General features: G+C 61.5%; 15 protein-coding genes. All 15 read right to left on the bottom strand.

Translation table 11 applies throughout. The features are described 5' to 3' along the window. Positions 1 to 317 precede the first annotated feature (317 nt). The 15 genes from DW661_RS01725 to holA all read right to left on the bottom strand — a co-directional run bounded on the left by DW661_RS01725 (position 318) and on the right by holA (position 16,083). Positions 318 to 2,564: a polyribonucleotide nucleotidyltransferase gene (locus DW661_RS01725; protein WP_118934322.1), complete on the bottom strand. Its 2,247-nt coding sequence runs from the start codon at positions 2,562 to 2,564 to the stop codon at positions 318 to 320. Between the two features lie 149 nt (positions 2,565 to 2,713). After that, the gene (rpsO, locus tag DW661_RS01730; RefSeq protein ID WP_035138510.1) at positions 2,714 to 2,992 is read right to left on the bottom strand and encodes a 30S ribosomal protein S15; all 279 of its coding nucleotides are present in this window, start codon (positions 2,990 to 2,992) and stop codon (positions 2,714 to 2,716) included. A 138-nt stretch (positions 2,993 to 3,130) separates the two neighbouring features. After that, positions 3,131 to 3,880, bottom strand: coding sequence for a DNA repair protein RecO (gene recO, locus DW661_RS01735; RefSeq protein WP_118934324.1), 750 nt, complete (start codon positions 3,878 to 3,880; stop codon positions 3,131 to 3,133). Positions 3,881 to 3,892: 12 nt separating this feature from the next. Continuing rightward, complete coding sequence (gene era, locus DW661_RS01740) at positions 3,893 to 4,963, bottom strand: GTPase Era (RefSeq protein ID WP_233547432.1); 1,071 nt, start codon at positions 4,961 to 4,963, stop codon at positions 3,893 to 3,895. Between the two features lie 12 nt (positions 4,964 to 4,975). After that, positions 4,976 to 5,353 (bottom strand): diacylglycerol kinase family protein, encoded by a 378-nt coding sequence (locus DW661_RS01745; RefSeq protein ID WP_022094706.1) that lies wholly within the window; start codon positions 5,351 to 5,353, stop codon positions 4,976 to 4,978. 9 nt (positions 5,354 to 5,362) lie between these two features. Then, positions 5,363 to 5,872 carry an rRNA maturation RNase YbeY gene (gene ybeY / locus DW661_RS01750; protein WP_117637259.1) on the bottom strand — a complete coding sequence of 170 codons (510 nt, stop codon included), beginning with the start codon at positions 5,870 to 5,872 and terminating at the stop codon, positions 5,363 to 5,365. Beyond that, a complete protein-coding gene (locus DW661_RS01755) occupies positions 5,869 to 6,855 on the bottom strand; it encodes a PhoH family protein (RefSeq protein ID WP_118205721.1) in 987 nt (328 codons plus the stop codon). Before DW661_RS01755 ends, ybeY begins: the two co-directional genes overlap by 4 nt. Continuing rightward, positions 6,836 to 8,128, bottom strand: coding sequence for a MiaB/RimO family radical SAM methylthiotransferase (locus DW661_RS01760; RefSeq protein WP_118934327.1), 1,293 nt, complete (start codon positions 8,126 to 8,128; stop codon positions 6,836 to 6,838). Before DW661_RS01760 ends, DW661_RS01755 begins: the two co-directional genes overlap by 20 nt. Before the next feature lie 9 nt (positions 8,129 to 8,137). Further along, positions 8,138 to 9,286: a molecular chaperone DnaJ gene (gene dnaJ / locus DW661_RS01765; RefSeq protein WP_117766629.1), complete on the bottom strand. Its 1,149-nt coding sequence runs from the start codon at positions 9,284 to 9,286 to the stop codon at positions 8,138 to 8,140. Between the two features lie 81 nt (positions 9,287 to 9,367). Beyond that, positions 9,368 to 10,471, bottom strand: a complete 1,104-nt coding sequence (locus DW661_RS01770; RefSeq protein WP_187365004.1) for a DnaJ domain-containing protein — start codon at positions 10,469 to 10,471, stop codon at positions 9,368 to 9,370. 58 nt (positions 10,472 to 10,529) lie between these two features. Beyond that, positions 10,530 to 11,762: a radical SAM family heme chaperone HemW gene (hemW, locus tag DW661_RS01775; RefSeq protein WP_118205723.1), complete on the bottom strand. Its 1,233-nt coding sequence runs from the start codon at positions 11,760 to 11,762 to the stop codon at positions 10,530 to 10,532. A gap of 2 nt (positions 11,763 to 11,764) precedes the next feature. Then, on the bottom strand, positions 11,765 to 12,808 hold the full coding sequence (gene dusB / locus DW661_RS01780; protein WP_118094253.1) for a tRNA dihydrouridine synthase DusB: 1,044 nt from the start codon (positions 12,806 to 12,808) through the stop codon (positions 11,765 to 11,767). A 4-nt stretch (positions 12,809 to 12,812) separates the two neighbouring features. Then, positions 12,813 to 14,624: a translation elongation factor 4 gene (lepA, locus tag DW661_RS01785; RefSeq protein WP_117770326.1), complete on the bottom strand. Its 1,812-nt coding sequence runs from the start codon at positions 14,622 to 14,624 to the stop codon at positions 12,813 to 12,815. A gap of 96 nt (positions 14,625 to 14,720) precedes the next feature. After that, positions 14,721 to 14,987 (bottom strand): 30S ribosomal protein S20, encoded by a 267-nt coding sequence (gene rpsT / locus DW661_RS01790; RefSeq protein ID WP_022094714.1) that lies wholly within the window; start codon positions 14,985 to 14,987, stop codon positions 14,721 to 14,723. Between the two features lie 133 nt (positions 14,988 to 15,120). Further along, positions 15,121 to 16,083 carry a DNA polymerase III subunit delta gene (gene holA / locus DW661_RS01795; protein ID WP_199584825.1) on the bottom strand — a complete coding sequence of 321 codons (963 nt, stop codon included), beginning with the start codon at positions 16,081 to 16,083 and terminating at the stop codon, positions 15,121 to 15,123. Positions 16,084 to 16,148 lie beyond the last annotated feature (65 nt).

A 16,148-nucleotide genomic window follows, 5' to 3' on the forward strand; every position in this document is an offset into this window, starting at 1 on the left:
CCAAAAAGGGACAGGTTTATTTTGGTCGGTTTTATCTGGGAAGATGCTGCTGCGGCTATCTACAGATCTGAAATCTGACTACTGAATAGACTGTCTAACTAAATAGCGAGCGGCACTAACCAGTCCTTTTGCTTGCGCCCGGGAGGGCCGCATATGAAGTTTATCGCGAGTTCCGCACGCAAAGGAAAGCACTTAATGTGCTTTCCATCTTGCGCAGGACTGTAGAGCAGGAAACTTCATATGCGGCCCTCCCGGGCGCAAGCAAAAGGGCGACCCCTGTCCGGAGTCGCCCTTGCGGTGCTGGTTATGTACGGCTGTTACTCGGCGTCGTGGTGGCGGCGGGGCTTGCGGCCTCCGTTGTCACCGGGACGGCGCGGACGGTCGCTGCGCTCGGAGCGCTCGCGACGCGGACGCTCACGACGCTGGAAGTGCTCGCCGTCGCCCTCGGAGGCACCCTCGGCGCGAGCCGGGGCCTCAGGCTTGTCAAGACGATCGAGCGAGATCTTGCCACGGTCGTCGACCTCGATGACGACGACCTTGACCTCGTCGCCCACGTTGAGGACGTCCTCGACCTTCTCCACGCGGCCCTTGGCGACGCGGGAGATGTGGAGCAGGCCGTCCTTACCGGGCAGAAGGTTCACGAAGGCACCGAAGGGCTGGATGGAGACAACGCGACCGGTGTACTCCTCGCCCGGCTCGGGAACCTTGATGATGAGCTTGATGCGCTCGACAGCCTGGTCGACGGACTCGCCGGTGCCGCCGACAAAGACGGTGCCGTCCTCCTGGATGTCGACCGAGGCACCGGTCTCGTCCTGGATGCCGCGGATGACCTTACCACCAGAACCGATAACGTCGCGGATCTTGTCGGTCGGAACCTGGATGGAGACGATGCGCGGAGCGGTGCTGCGCGTGGTGTGGCGCGGCTCGGGGATCACATCGAGCATCTTCTGCAGGATGAAGGCGCGACCCTCCTTGGCCTGCTGCAGGGCGCGGGCCAAGATGTCGAAGGTAAGACCGGTGGCCTTGTTGTCCATCTGCAGGGCGGTGATGCCCTCGGTGGTGCCGGTGACCTTAAAGTCCATGTCGCCCAGGAAGTCCTCGAGACCCTGGATATCGGACAGGACCACGGTCTTGCCCTCCTCCTGGATCAGGCCCATGGCGATACCGGAGACCGGGCGCTTAATAGGCACGCCGCCGTCCATAAGGGCGAGCGTGGAGCCGCAGGTCGAAGCCATCGAAGAGGAGCCGTTGGACTCCATGACCTCGGAGACCACGCGAATAGCGTAGGGGAACTCGTTCTCGTCGGGGAGCACCGGGAGCAGGGCGCGCTCGGCCAGGTTGCCGTGGCCGATCTCGCGGCGCTTGGGGCTGCCCATGCGGCCAGTCTCGCCGGTGCAGAACGGCGGGAAGTTGTAGTGGTGCATATAGCGCTTGCCCTCGGTGGGCTCGATGGTATCCAGACGCTGACCCTCGTTGAGCATACCGAGCGACAGGACGGAAAGCACCTGGGTCTGGCCACGCTGGAACAGACCGGAGCCGTGAACGAGCGGCAGGTAGTTATCCTTCACCATGATGGGGCGAATCTCATCGGCGGCACGGCCGTCGACGCGCTCGCCGGTCTCGACGACCATGGTGCGCATAGCCTTCTTCTCGAGCTTCTTGAGCGCCACGGGGATCTCGCGCTCCCAAGCGGCCTGCTCCTCCTCGGTGAACTCGGCACGGATGGACTCCTTCAGAGCCTCGACCTTACCGATACGGGAGAGCTTGTCGGCATCGCGAAGGGCGGCGGCCATCTCGTCGTAGTGGGCGAAGATGCGCTCCTGGACCCCCTCGACGGGCTGGTCGAGCGGGTACTCCTTCTTGACGATGGCGCCATTGACCTGCTCCCACTCGGCAACGAACTCGTCTTGGGCCTGGCAGAAGGCAGCGAGGGCCTCCTGGCCAAACTTCATAGCGGCGAGCATGTCGTCCTCGGAGATCTCCTCGGCGCCGGCCTCGACCATCGAGATGAAGTCGGCGGATCCGCCCAGCTCCAGGTCCAGATCGGAGTTCTCGCGCTCCTCATAGGTGGGGTTGACGATAAACTCGCCGGTCTCCACGTTGCGGCCGATGCGCACGCAGGCAAGCGGGCCCTCGAAGGGCACGCCGCCGAGCGTCATGGCCAGGGATGCACCCATGACGTTGATGACATCGAAGGGGTTGACCTGGTCGGCGACGAGCGAGGTGGCGACGATGTGTACCTCGTTACGGAAGCCGTCCGGGAAGCTCGGGCGAATCGGACGGTCGATCATGCGGGCCGTGAGCGTGGCCTTCTCGCTGGGACGGCCCTCACGCTTGAGGTAGCCACCCGGGATGCGGCCTGCGGCGTACATCTTCTCGTTGAAGTCGACGGTCAGCGGGAAGAAGTCGTAGTTCTTGCGCTCCTTGGAGACGACCACGGTGTCGAGCATCGTGGTGTCGCCCTGCTTGACAAGACAGGCGCCGGTAGCCTGCTTGGCAAGCTCGCCCGACTCGAAGGTGTAGGTCTTGCCGTACAGCTCAAAGGTCTTGGATACGAGTGTCATTGTTCTCCTTTACCCCACAGGCCCCTTGCCTGCGGGCTTCTCATGTAACGCGGGCCCCCTGCCCCCGCCACGCTTCAGAGCGTGATTGTTCGCGCCCTTACACAAAAAGAGCGCCCCGCTGCGCAGGACGCTCTTAGCATGTACAAATCCTACTGGATGTTGTCGCGGATGCCCAGAGCCTTGATGAGCTCACGGTACTCGACGATGTCGTTCTTCTTGATGTAGGAGAGAAGACGACGACGACGGCCGACGAGCATGAGCAGGCCACGACGGGTGTGGAAGTCCTTCTGGTGGGACTTCATGTGCTCGGTCAGCTCCTTGATGCGCTCGGACAGGATGGCGACCTGAACCTTGGGGTTGCCGGTGTCGACCGGGGTGTTACCGAACTGGGCAGTCAGCTCCGCCTTGCGCTCTTTGGAAACAGTCATTGTTTCACCTTTCGTTTTGCGTCGCCATCGGGCGACTCCATTCGCCTCGGACTGGGAAGCCGCCGGTGGAGCGAACATCCAAGGTCGAGGTACCAACAGGTCGGTATGTTACCACAAGCGGCGCGCGCCTGCGCATCATCACCGACCCAACATGAATTCCATCGCACGGAGCCGCTGATCGGTGTGCGTGGCGGCCCAAACATGCGAAAGCCCCAGCAAAAACGTAGCCGTATGCGGATCGATCAGCTCGTCCATAAGGGCATCGAATGTCATGGACATCAGAGCGCGCAGCCATGCGACCTCGCCGACCGATACCAACTCGGCGCCAGGCACGCTCGAGGCGCACGACCCGCACAGAAGCCCGCCGGCCTGGGCCGAGAAATGCGAGAGCATGGGATCGCCGCACGAGACGCATGCCGAGAAATCGGGGCGGTAACCAACGTGCGACAGCAGTTTAAAGACAAAGGCTGCCACGAGCAGGTCCATATGTGCCGAGTCGAGCCCGCAGCCGACAAGCGTGAGCGCCCGCTGCGTGATGGCAAAGGTAAATGGATCCTCGGCATCCTCGAAAGAGCACACGCGCGCAACCTCGGCAATCGCGCTGGCGGCACAGATCGTCTCGTAGTCAGGAGCGGCACCGAGTGGCGCCTCCATAAGCTCCGCCTGAGAAACCACGTCAAGCGAGCGACCACGCGCGAGCAGCATATCGACGGTACAGAAAAGCTCACAGCGGGCCGCAAGGCGACCGCCGGGCTTACGCGCGCCCTTAGCCACGGCACGCACCTGCCGTCCCCGTTCGTCGAGCATGGTCAAGATCAGGTCGGTTTCCTTGAGCTTCGTCTTGTCGAGGACGAGCACCTTTGTGCGATATGTGCGAGAGCCTGCCATGAACGCCGAGGCTTAATCTTCGGCATTGTAGCCAAAGCGGCGGATCTGTGCCTCGTCATCGCGCCAGCCGGCCTTGACCTTCACGTCGAGCTCCAAAAAGACCTGCGTGCCAAAGATACGCTCAAGGTCGCGACGGGCATCGATGCCGATATGCTTAATCATCTCGCCGCCCTTGCCGATGATGATGCCCTTCTGCCCCTCGCGCTCGACGTAAATCGTGGCGTGCACGCGCAGCACCTTCTTAGTCTGCTCGAGCGCGTCACAGATGACGCCCACGGAGTGGGGGATCTCGTCGCGGGTGCGACGCAGAACCTTCTCGCGTACAAACTCGGCCACGAGGGTCTCGTCGGACGCGTCGGTGCCCATGTCCTCAGGGAACCAGCGCGGGCCCTCGGGCAAAAAGTGAGCGACGGTCTCGATAAACGCATCGACGTTGAAGTTCTTGACCGACGACGTCACGATCTCGTCGTCATATTCCATGAGCTCGTGAGCGGCCTTGAGCTGTTCCATAACCTGGGCGGGATCGGCCTCGTCGGCCTTCGTAAGCACCAGGACCTTTTTGGAACGGGCGCTCTTGACACGCTCGGCAACCCAGGCGTCTCCCCTGCCGATGGGTTTGGTGGCGTCGATCAGAAACGCGACGACGTCTACGTCATTGAGCTCAAACAGGGCGCTCTTGTTGAGCTCGGATCCCAGGCCGTCCTTGGGCTTGTGGATACCCGGAGTGTCAACGAAGACCAGCTGGTAACCGGGGCGGTTGACCACGGCGCGCATACGGCGGCGGGTCGTCTGGGCCACCGGAGAGGTGATGGCGACCTTCTTGCCGTAACAGGCATTGAGCAGCGTGGACTTGCCGGCGTTGGGGCGACCGACCAGGGCCACAAAGCCGCTGCGGAAACCGGGTTCCACGTCGCCAAAGCCCACGAGGCTCTCATCCTCGTCGCACAGGGCATCGAGTTCCTCGTCGCTCATACCCTCAAACGGATCGAACTCCTCGACCTCGTCAAACAAATCGGCACCTTCAGCCTCGTCCAGGACCTCGTCATCCAAAACTCCATCGGTAGGCTGCATATTGTCGGACATGGGAATCCCTTTCTAAATAAAGTCGAGCGCGTGGGCAAAGACAAGCAAGCCAACGATCGCGGCTGTAATGGAAAGAACGTATACAGAGGCAGCGGCGATATCCTTCGCGCGCTTGGCCAGCGGATGCAGCTCCTGGGTCGCCAGGTCCACAATCGCCTCCATGGCGGTATTGCACAACTCGCCGTGAATCACCAGGCCACAGCAGATGATGACCGTAGCCCACTCGGCAATATCGAGCCCCACGATGCAGCCGGCAATGACGGTGCACACGCCCGCCACGAGCATGACCTTAATGTTGCGCTCGGTCTTGACGGCAGTGACGAAGCCCTCCATCGCGTATGAGAACGACTTTAAAAAGGACGGATGGTCCTTGTTCGATCCGGGAATCATAGACGGCTCCTAGTCGTGGGCATGATTGGTTATGGGGCCGACGTGGACGAGTTTGGGGTCCTCGCCGCGCTCAAGCGCCAGGTCGCGCAGGATGGCATCCTCGCGGGCCTCCATGACCTCGGCCTCATCGTCCTCGATGTGGTCGTAACCCAGCAGGTGCAGCATTCCGTGCACGAGCATCAGTCGGCACTCATCGGCGGGGCTGTTGCCAAAGCCGGGGGCCTGGCGGGCAATAACCTGCGGGGCCAGGATAATATCGCCGAGCTCGAGCGTCTCGTCGGCGGGAATGTCCTCGTCAAAGGCCGAGTCACATTCAAACGAGAGCACGTCGGTCGTGCGATCGATGCCGCGCCACTCGTGGTTGAGCTCGTGCATCTCGTCCTCATCGACATACGAAAGGGAAATCTCGACCTCACGCTCAACACCCTCGGCGGCAAGCACAACTGAGCAGATGTGCTCCACCTCCTGGGCATCGAGCAGCGTATCGAGCTCGGCATCGTTGCTGATCAATACACTCAACGGGACTCCTTTCGATCGTGTGCGCGCTGCTCACGCGCATCGTCGTATGCATCATAGGCCTCAACAATACGGCCCACCAGGGCATGGCGCACCACATCGGCGCGCTCCAGGTGAGAAAACGCCACATCGTCGACGCGACCCAGAATCCTTTCGGCATCGGCAAGACCGCCGCGACGACCCACCAGGTCACGCTGGCTCAGGTCGCCGGTAATCACAAACTTGGAATTAAAACCTAGACGCGTCAGGAACATCTTCATCTGCTCGGGCGTCGTGTTTTGCGCCTCATCGAGCACCACAAAGGCATCACTCAGCGTTCGACCGCGCATGTAGGCGAGCGGCGCGATCTCGATCACGCCACGCTCCATAAGCTCATCGGTGCGTTCGCGATCCATCATGTCAAAGAGGGCATCATAGAGCGGGCGCATATACGGGTCGATCTTTTCCTCGAGGGTACCGGGCAAAAAGCCCAGGTTCTCCCCCGCCTCGACAACCGGGCGCGTCAGGATCAGGCGGCCCACCTCATGGCGCTTGAGCGCGGCAACGGCGAGCGCCATGGCCAGATAGGTTTTACCGGTACCGGCGGGACCGAGGCCAAACGTGATGGTGGAAGAGCGGATGGCATCCACATAGCGCTTTTGACCGAGCGTCTTGGGGCGGATAACGCGACCGCGGTACGATAGCAGCACATCATCGCGAAGCGATGTGGCCTCATGCTCGCCGTCGCGCAAGACGGCCAGGCAACGCGAGACATCGTCGGAAGAAAGGGTACGGCCGGCCGCCGCCTCGCGAAAAGCATGTTCGAAAAAGCGCGCCACGAGCTCGACCTCGTCCGGGTCACCGCTCACGGCGATGCTATCGCCACGGGCGACCACATGGGCGCGAACCAAGCTCTCGAGCGCACGAAGGACGCCGTCGCCGGCGCCCAAAACGCGCGAGGGATCAATCCCCTCGGGAACGGTAAGTCTAATCTTCGAGGCTTCCATGAACCTCCCTGCGTGCATGGACCAAGCCGGAATCATCGACTCCGATGATAGCAACATCGAGCAGGCACGGGGCTGTGAGTCCACAGGTATCATCAAGACGGGCATGATGGAACGAGCCAAGCGTCAAATTATCACCGTACTCAAGCACGGCGCGCTCGACGGTACCCACGCGACGGCGGGCATCGGCAACCGCGAGCTCCTGAGCCGCCGCGCGCATGCGACGGCTGCGCTCGGCCATGACCTCAGGCGGTACCTGGTCGGGCATGTCGGCGGCGAGGGTGCCGGGGCGCTTGCTATAGCGAAACACGTGCATGCGCGAAAAGCCCACGCGACGGCACAGCGCCAGCGACTCCTCGAACTCCTCGTCCGTCTCGCCAGGAAAACCGACGATAACGTCGCACGAAAGTGCGGCCTGTGGCAGGTTCGCACGGATCATGCGCACCGTATCCTCAAAGGCCTCGGCACTATAGGGACGGCCCATGCGATGCAGCGTCGCCGTGCAGCCAGACTGCACGGGCAGGTGCAAAAACGGGGCGATACGCTGCGGATAGCGCGCCATAACCTTAAGCAGGCGCTCAGAGATATCCATGGGCTCGACCGAGGAAATGCGCACATGCGCAATAGTCGTGCGCTCCATAATGGCCTCGAGCAGCTCATCGATTTCGACATGCTCGTCGGTCGCGCTCTTGCCGTCATAGGCACCCAGATTCACGCCGGTCAACACGACCTCGGGCACGCCGGCCTCCTGGGCCTCGCGAACTTGCTCGAGCACGGACTCGACGGGCACGGAGCGCTCGGGGCCGCGTGCCTTCCACACAATGCAATAGGTGCAGCGATGGTTGCAGCCGTCCTGAATCTTCACGCCCAGGCGAGAGCGACCGAGCGCATCGACAACCTCGCCATCACTGCAGGCGGGAACGCTATCGGACTCAACGCCCAACACCTCGCAGACACGTTCGGCGACATCGATCTTGGACGGCTCGGCGATCACGCGGTCGGATAGCTCCAGCAGCTCCTCGGGATGCAGGTTGACCACGCAGCCGGTCACGACCACATAGGGCTCGTTTTGATGGGCCAGCGCATGGCGGACGGCCTTACGGGTCTTGGCCTCGGCCTCGCCCGTAACGGCACAGGTGTTAATGACGATCAAGTCGGCATCCTGGGGCTCCACAATAGCAAAGCCCAGGCGCATAAGATCGGCAGTGATACGGTCAGACTCAACCCGGTTGACACGGCAGCCGAGGTTGACGACGGAAATATGGGGTGCGAGCACGCGGGCTCCTTAATCGAGGATATCGTCGAGGGCACTCTTGATACGGTCGGTCACCGACTTCTTACCGGAAGCGACGTCATCGCCCATCTCATCGGCAAAAGCACGGAGCAGCTCGCGCTGCTTATTGGAAAGATTGGTGGGAACGACCACGCGCAGTTGCACGATCAGGCGGCCACGCGAACCGCCACCGCCAATGCGCGGCATGCCGTAATTATTGACGCTCACGGTGTCGCCGTACTGGGCGCCGGCGGGAACCGTCACCTTAACGACCTCGTCGGGCATAATGCCCTCGACCTCGATCTCGCAGCCGAGCGCAGCCTGTGCAATCGAGATATCGCTCACCAGGTACAAGTCGTCACCGTTGCGCTTAAAGCGCTCATGGTCGGCAACGCGCACGTTGACAATCAAGTCGCCCGAAGGCTCGCCGCGAAGGCCGGCCTCGCCAAAGCCGCTCACACGCAGCTGTCGACCGGTCGAAACGCCGGCGGGAATATCGATGTCGATCTTTTCATGCGAAGGCGTGCGACCCTGACCGTCGCAGGTCTCGCAGGGATGGTCGATAACCGTACCCTCGCCATGGCAGTCGGGGCAAGGCGAGGAAGACTGAACCTGGCCCAGGAACGAACGCTGAACCGTCGTGACGTAGCCCGTACCGTGGCAGCGGCCGCACTGCTTTTCCTGTGCGCCCTCTGCCCTACCGGTGCCATTGCAGTCCTCGCAAGGAGCAAGGCGGTCATAGCTGATAGTCTTTTTGCAGCCGAGCGCCGCCTCCTCGAGCGTCACCGAAAGCGAGATGGCCATGTCACGACCGCGACGACGCTCGCGACGGCCGCGGGCACCACCGCCGGCGCCGCCGCCAAAGAACGACGAGAAAAGGTCGTCCATGCCCATGCCGCCAAAGATGTCGTTAATGTCGACATAGCCAGAGCCACCGGGGCCGTCAGGAGAGCCAAAGCGATCGTAGTTTGCACGCTTCTGCTCATCGGAAAGAACGGAATATGCCTCGTTGAGCTCTTTGAACTTGGCCTCGGCCTCGGGGTCGTCCGAAACGTCCGGGTGTACGGTACGGGCCTTCTTTAGAAACGCGCGCTTAATCGTCCGCGCGTCGGCATCCTTTTCGACGCCAAGTACCTCGTAGTAATCCCTATTTTCCGACACGACCGAATCCTTCCGACTTTCATTATTGTCACAGTGCGTCCTATACCCAAGCTGGGGCGGCCGCAAACAGAGGGTTTGATGTTAGTACATTCCGTACGGCGAAAGCATGGCACGCTGCGAGCAGCTCGCAAACCAAACCGACACGAGTGCAAACATAAATCCGTTGGCAAAACCGTTGGCAAACTGCATCGCGCCGCGTTTCCACCACAGCAGGCTGCGATGAAGCACGCCGTCCGAGAGCACCATGAACAGGCCCATGGCAAACGGAATAAAGCACATCATGGCAAAGGCCGAGAACACGCCCGAGATGGCCGACAGCACCAAAAACGGCGCCACGATGCCCATCAGGTAAAAACCGGTACGGGCCTTGCCTTCCAGGCGCTCGGCCTCGACATGGGCACGGCCGACCAGGTCGCCGCCCGCGGCACCGTTGGTGCCGGCGTGACCCATGCCGCCAATACGAACCTCGTCGCCATCGTGCGTGCCGGCAGGAAACTCAATCGTCTGCTCGGAGGTCACGCGGGTTCGACCGCTGCCACCGCAATCGGGACAGGGGTCGGCGACGACCTTACCGGAACCGCCGCACTCGGGGCAGACCGACTGGAACGTGCCGGCGCCAAACAGGAAGGACAGGTCGACATCGATGTGGCCGCGACCGCCGCAGCTCGGGCAGGTATGCGCATGCTCGGACGAGACGGAGCCCGAGCCGCCACAGTGACCACAGGTATCAAAACGCGTATAGCGGACGGTCTTACGGGCACCGCCCTTGGCCTCCTTGGCGTCGAGCTTGATGTCGACGACCACGTTGGCGCCGTTCTCGGGATTGTAGGCAGCCTGCCCACGACGCTGCTGGCCCCAGGCGCCACCAAAGGGGAAGCCGCCCTCAAAGGGATTGCCATAACCCGTGCTGCCGGCGTAGCCGCCACCATAGGGCGAAGCCGTAGGAGCACCGGCAAAGGGATTGCCCGAGCGCATGGCGTCATAGCGAGCACGCTTCTGCTCGTCCGAAAGCACGGCGTAGGCCTCGGAAACCTCTTTGAACTTTTCCTCGGCATCCGGCTCTTTATTGACGTCCGGATGGAGCTTGCGGGCCTTTTGCTGGAAAGCCTTTTGTATATCACGCGAGGTGGCGTCCTTGGAGACGCCCAGGATCTCGTAGTAATCTTTTTCGTTCATCGTCGCCATGCGCGGCAACCTCCTGCTCACAGCAGCGTATATAATGCGGTCATTCTACCCGAGCGGCCTAAGCTAGACCCCAAAACAGCTCGAACAGCACATTTCCATCGAGCCAACCCAAGTGGGTGGGAGCCAGACGGGCGCGAGTGCGACCTTCGATAACATCTTTCGATGTAACGCGCCCCGCATGCCCTTTAGCATCATCGGACACCCAGGAGGCAAGGCCCAACTCGAGCGCGCGGTCGCAAGCCGCCGCCAGCTCGTCCTCGGGGATAATGTTTGCCGAGCGAACCAACAGGTCAGACCCAACGCCGCGCGTCATGCGACAGGCGAGCATCAAATCCTCGGCTGCTGCCTCGCGCTGCGACAGACACTCGGCATCAAACGTCGTCGCAGCATCGTCGCGCTGTACCAGACGCACGCGATACGCGTCGCCTCGAGCAAGTGCGCCGCAAAACAGCCCGGCCAAGCGAGCGAAGTCCCCAGCATCGAGCATGCCGGCGGCAGAGCGGCCCAGACCCAGGTAACCCTGTCCGGTCCAGTAGGCAATGTTATGGGCGCATTCATGGCCGTCGAGCGCGTAGCTCGCCACCTCATACGGGTGATAGCCGGCGGCACCCAGGAGCTCGCGCGCCACGTCCATGCAGGCGGCCTGAAAATCCTCGTCGGGCTCGAGCGACTCGTCACGGCACGCCATGCGATAGAGGGGCGTCCCCACCTCGAGCGTGAGCGGGTAAACCGACACATGATGCGGAACCGCCGCCAGCACGCCCTCGAGCGTACGCTTCCAACTCGCTGCGGTCTGCCCGGGAAGTCCGCACATAAGGTCGCACGACACGTCAAGCCCAGCGTCCTTGACCGTCGCGATGGCGGCGAGCGCCCGATCGGCATCGTGAATGCGGCCGATGGCGGTAAGTTCGGTGTTATCGAGCGTTTGCACGCCCAGAGAAACGCGTGTGACACCAACCTTGGCAAGCGCAGTAGCAAGCTCGGCGGTCAGCGACTCGGGATTGGCCTCGCAGGTAAACTCAACGGGGGCGCACCACGCACGAATACGCCGCGCCAGCTCCACCAGGCGCTCCCCCGCCAGCGACGGCGTGCCGCCGCCAACATAGACGGTGCGGATCTGGTCGAGGGCCCCAGCCTTGCCAAAAGCATCGAGACGCGCGAACAACTGCTCAAAATAGGAATCGAGCGCGGCATCCAAATCACACGAAGCAAAGCTGCGCGAGTCGAAGTCGCAGTAGCGGCACTTTTGGGCACAGAACGGCACGTGCACGTACAGCGCGGTAACGGCCACCCTTAAGCCTCCAGCGGATGAGGGGGCACCGATTCGCCGGCGGCAAGGGCAGCCTCGCAGGCCACCACATCATGCTCGATCTCATCGACCAGCGCCATAAACTCCTCATACGTGGAGCAGCGCACCACATGGGCACGCCAAGCGGCGGCATGGGGCATGCCTTTTAAGTACCAGCTTGCGTACGTACGGGCACGCGACATGAGCGGCAGGAGCTCATGCGTCAGCGTTAGGTGCTCACGCAGGGCGTCCAGGCGCTCGACAGAGCTGCGCGCCGGCACCGGTGTGCCATCGAGCGCAAGAGCGCGAGCATCGCCAAACACCCACGGGTTCCCGTAGATGCCGCGCGCGATAAACACCGCGCTGGCACCCGAGTTTCGCAGATGCACCGCGGCATCCTCGGCGGTGAACACATCACCCGAACCGATCACGGGAATCTCAACGGCATCTGCGACCTCATCGACGACCGACCAATCGGCCTGGCCGGTGTAGAGCTGCGTGGCGCAACGACCATGCACGGCGACTGCGGCAGCCCCTGCGCCCTCAAGCATCTGGGCAAATGTCGCGGCATTGCGGTCCTCGGCATAAAAGCCTTTGCGAATCTTGACGGTCACGGGCACGTGCGCCGCGCCCACCGTGGCCTCGACGATCTTCTCCGCCAGGTCGGGCGTGCGCATGAGCGCCGAGCCCTCGCCCTTGGTAACAACCTTGCGGGCGGGGCATGCCATATTGATATCGATGAGCGACAGGCGATCGCCAACGCGCTCCTCGACGGCAGCGACGGCGCTCGCAAACTGATCGGGCTTGGAGCCGAAGAGTTGCACGCAAATCTGCTGCTCCTCGTCGGCCGGTAGCACCAGGCGCCAGGTCTTGTTGCTGGCATAGGCAAGGCCCGCCACGCTCACCATCTCGCTGTAGGCAAGGTTGGCACCGCGACGGCGGCACATGATGCGGTAGGCAGGGTCGGTCACGCCCGCCATGGGAGCCATAAGGAACGGCTGCTCGGCATAGGCGCCCAGCAGCCGCTTGCTGTATTCAGAAAGCGCCATAGACCTACTCGTCCACCTTGAGGATCGCCATAAAGGCCTCCTGCGGGACCTCGACCGATCCGATGGCCTTCATGCGCTTCTTGCCCTCTTTCTGCTTCTCGAGCAGCTTGCGCTTACGCGAGATATCGCCGCCGTAGCACTTAGCAAGCACGTCCTTGCGACGCGCCTTGACGGTGGAGCGGGCAATGATCTTATTGCCGATAGCACCCTGGATGGGCACCTCGAACAGCTGACGCGGGATGATCTCCTTAAGCTTGTCGCACAGGCCACGGGCCAGGCCATAGGCCTTGTCCTTGTGGACGATAAACGACAGCGCGTCCACCTCATCGCCCGAAAGCAAGATATCGAGCTTAACGAGCTCGGAGGGACGGTACTCGTTGAACTCGTAGTCGAGCGAGGCATAGCCCTTGGTACGACTCTTGAGCTGGTCAAAGAAGTCCAGGATGAGCTCGGCGAGCGGCATGTCAAAGCGCATCTCGACCGATTTGCTCGTGAGATGGATCATGTCGGTTGTAATGCCACGGTGCTCGATAGCGAGCTGCATGACGGCACCCGTATACTCGGGCGGGCAGATGATCTTAGCCTTGAGGTAGGGTTCCTCGATACGCTCGATGCGCGTGGCCTCGGGAAGATCCTGCGGGCTACGGACATCAATCATCTCTCCGTCAGTCTTGTAGACGTGATAGTCAACCGAGGGGCTCGTGGCAATGAGGTCCAGATTGAACTCGCGCTCCAGGCGTTCCTTGACGACTTCCATGTGCAGCAGGCCCAGGAAGCCCACACGGAAGCCAAAGCCGAGCGCCACCGAGGTCTCGGGCTCCCACACCAACGACGGGTCGTTGACGTGCAGCTTATCGAGCGCGTCACGCAGGTTCTCATAGTCCTTGTTATCGATCGGGAACAGGCCCGTATAGACCATGGGCTTAGCCTCGCGGTAGCCGGGAAGCGGCTCGGGGCAGGGATTCGACGCCCACGTGAGGGTATCGCCCACGCGCACGGCCTCGGGGTCCTTCAGGCCCGTGACCACGTAGCCCACCTCGCCGACCGTCAGCGCATCGACCGGAGTCTCGGCGGGACGCTTGACGCCCACGCCATCGACCAAAAAGTCGCCCTTTGCCTGCATCATGCGCAGGGTATCGCCCTTTTTGATGGAACCGTCAAAGATGCGCACCGTGGCGACGACGCCGCGATACTCGTCGAAATACGAATCCAGGATGAGTGCCTTGAGCGGCGCGTTCGCATCGCCCTTGGGCGGAGAGATCAAAAAGACAATGGACTCCAGCAGATCGTGGATGCCCTCGCCGGTCTTGCCCGAGACACACACAGCATCATCGGCAGGGATCGCCAAGTCATCCTCGATCTCGGTCTTGACCTCATCGGGATGGGCCGAGGGCAGGTCGATCTTGTTGATGGCCGGCACAATGTCCAGATTGGCGTTCATGGCGAGCGTCGCGTTGGAGACGGTCTGCGCTTCGACGCCCTGCGTAGCGTCGACGACGAGTACCGCACCCTCGCAAGCAGCCAGCGAACGCGAGACCTCGTAGGTGAAGTCCACGTGGCCCGGCGTATCGATCAGATTGAACTGATACGTCTCACCATCGTCGGCGTCATAGGAAACGCGGACGGCATTGGACTTGATCGTAATGCCGCGCTCGCGCTCGATATCCATGGTGTCGAGCAGCTGCGACTCCATGTCGCGCTCGTCGACGGTATGGGTGAGCTCGAGGATGCGGTCGCTGATCGTGGACTTGCCATGGTCAATGTGCGCAACGATCGAGAAGTTGCGGATGTGGGAAATGTCAATTGAAGTATTCATGCGGACTATCTTACCCGAGCGGTACAAAAAATGGAGCCTGTTCCATAAAACAGGCTCCATTTATGCGCGTAATCTGTGTGGTGTGAAATTTACAACTTAGGCGTTGATGCTGTTCACGAGCTTGGCAAGACCGGACTTGCGGTTGGAAGCCTGGTTCTTGTGGATAACATGCTTGGCAGCAGCCATGTCGAGACGCTTGGTGACGGTCTTGAGGGCAGCCTGGGCCTTCTCGGCGTCGCCCTCGGCGACGGCGGACTGGACGTGCTTGGTCAGCGTCTTGAGCTCGGACTTGACAGCCTTGTTACGCATGCGAGCTGCCTCATTGGTGCGGATACGCTTCTTCTGAGACTTGATGTTTGCCACTTCTGGAGTTCCTTTCGAGTTCCTTGCAAAAAATGTATGACACCTCTGAGACACGGTGAGGTCATGCAAGCGCCTACTATAGCACGCTCCCCCTCAAAGGGATAGAACGAATTTGTCAAATAGGCAGGTATCATCACGATTTTCTCAAGATGTTCGTAATCCAGAGCAAAAGCGCGGTCTCCGAATCGGCCGAACCCTTGAGCGCGAGCTCCACATCGACGGCACCCTCGAGCGCGGCAACGAGCTCGGTCATCGAAAAACGACGTGCCCAGGTCAGGTGATTCTTAACCTGCCAGGACTGGAGCTTGAGCGTCGCGGCAAGCTCGCGACCCTGTCCACGTGCATCGAGCGCCTTGGCGACGATCAGCTCGCGAATGCGTCCGCACAGCAGCGTGTAGGTCCACACATAGCTCTTGGCGGGCAGCAGCCCAAAGAGCTCAAGCGAGCGACGCATATCACGAGCCGAAACCGCATTGAGAAAGTCCCAGGGCTGGACTTCGGCCGTGCGCACGATCCAGCGCTCCACATCGGCAAGCTCAATTTGGGGAGCCTCGACCATCTGGGCAAGCTTGGCCAAGTCGTTATCGAGCATGCGGGTGTTCTCGCCCGAGCGCGAAACGAGCTCCTCGGCGGCGGCCGTCGAGATGGACTTTCCATGCTGCGTCGCCATCTGCTGCACGCGGCGCGGGAGCTCCCAGCGCTTGGTGCCCGAACAGTCGATCACGGCCTTCTTGTCAATCTTGGCGATCGCCTTGTAGAGGCGCGTGTTCTTGGCGAGTGAATCGGCTATGACAAGGCAAACCGTCGTCGGGCTGGGACTCGCCAGATACTCGACAAGCGGCTCGGAGATCGCTTTGGCGAGTTTTGAGCAGCCGTCAAGAATTACCAGGCGAAACTCACTGCCCATGGGAAAGGTATTGAGCGAGCCAATGATCGACTCGATATCGGGGTCTTTGGTCATGTCGCGTTCATCGAGGTTGAACTCAACCATACCCGACTTTTCCAAGCGAGCTTTCATACGCGAGACGGCGTGGTCGCGCTTGACCCCATCGGTACCAACGATCAGATATGCCGGCAGCAGACCGGTTTCGGGCATTGCGCTCCCCTCTCGCAGACTCTCGAATTCGTACTGTGCCATTTTAGCCCAGGGGCCAGCCGCGC

Origin of the sequence: Collinsella sp. AM24-1, from assembly GCF_003470325.1 — a bacterium.
Taxonomy (GTDB): Bacteria; Actinomycetota; Coriobacteriia; order Coriobacteriales; family Coriobacteriaceae; genus Collinsella.

Excerpts from the sequence above, each read along its gene's own strand:
- DW661_RS01725 (WP_118934322.1), bottom strand. The coding sequence starts at position 2,564 with ATGACACTCGTATCCAAGACCTTTGAGCTGTACGGCAAGACCTACACC.
- rpsO (WP_035138510.1), bottom strand. The coding sequence starts at position 2,992 with ATGACTGTTTCCAAAGAGCGCAAGGCGGAGCTGACTGCCCAGTTCGGT.
- recO (WP_118934324.1), bottom strand. The coding sequence starts at position 3,880 with ATGGCAGGCTCTCGCACATATCGCACAAAGGTGCTCGTCCTCGACAAG.
- era (WP_233547432.1), bottom strand. The coding sequence starts at position 4,963 with ATGTCCGACAATATGCAGCCTACCGATGGAGTTTTGGATGACGAGGTC.
- DW661_RS01745 (WP_022094706.1), bottom strand. The coding sequence starts at position 5,353 with ATGATTCCCGGATCGAACAAGGACCATCCGTCCTTTTTAAAGTCGTTC.
- DW661_RS01755 (WP_118205721.1), bottom strand. The coding sequence starts at position 6,855 with ATGGAAGCCTCGAAGATTAGACTTACCGTTCCCGAGGGGATTGATCCC.
- DW661_RS01770 (WP_187365004.1), bottom strand. The coding sequence starts at position 10,471 with ATGGCGACGATGAACGAAAAAGATTACTACGAGATCCTGGGCGTCTCC.
- dusB (WP_118094253.1), bottom strand. The coding sequence starts at position 12,808 with ATGGCGCTTTCTGAATACAGCAAGCGGCTGCTGGGCGCCTATGCCGAG.
- lepA (WP_117770326.1), bottom strand. The coding sequence starts at position 14,624 with ATGAATACTTCAATTGACATTTCCCACATCCGCAACTTCTCGATCGTT.
- holA (WP_199584825.1), bottom strand. The coding sequence starts at position 16,083 with ATGCCCGAAACCGGTCTGCTGCCGGCATATCTGATCGTTGGTACCGAT.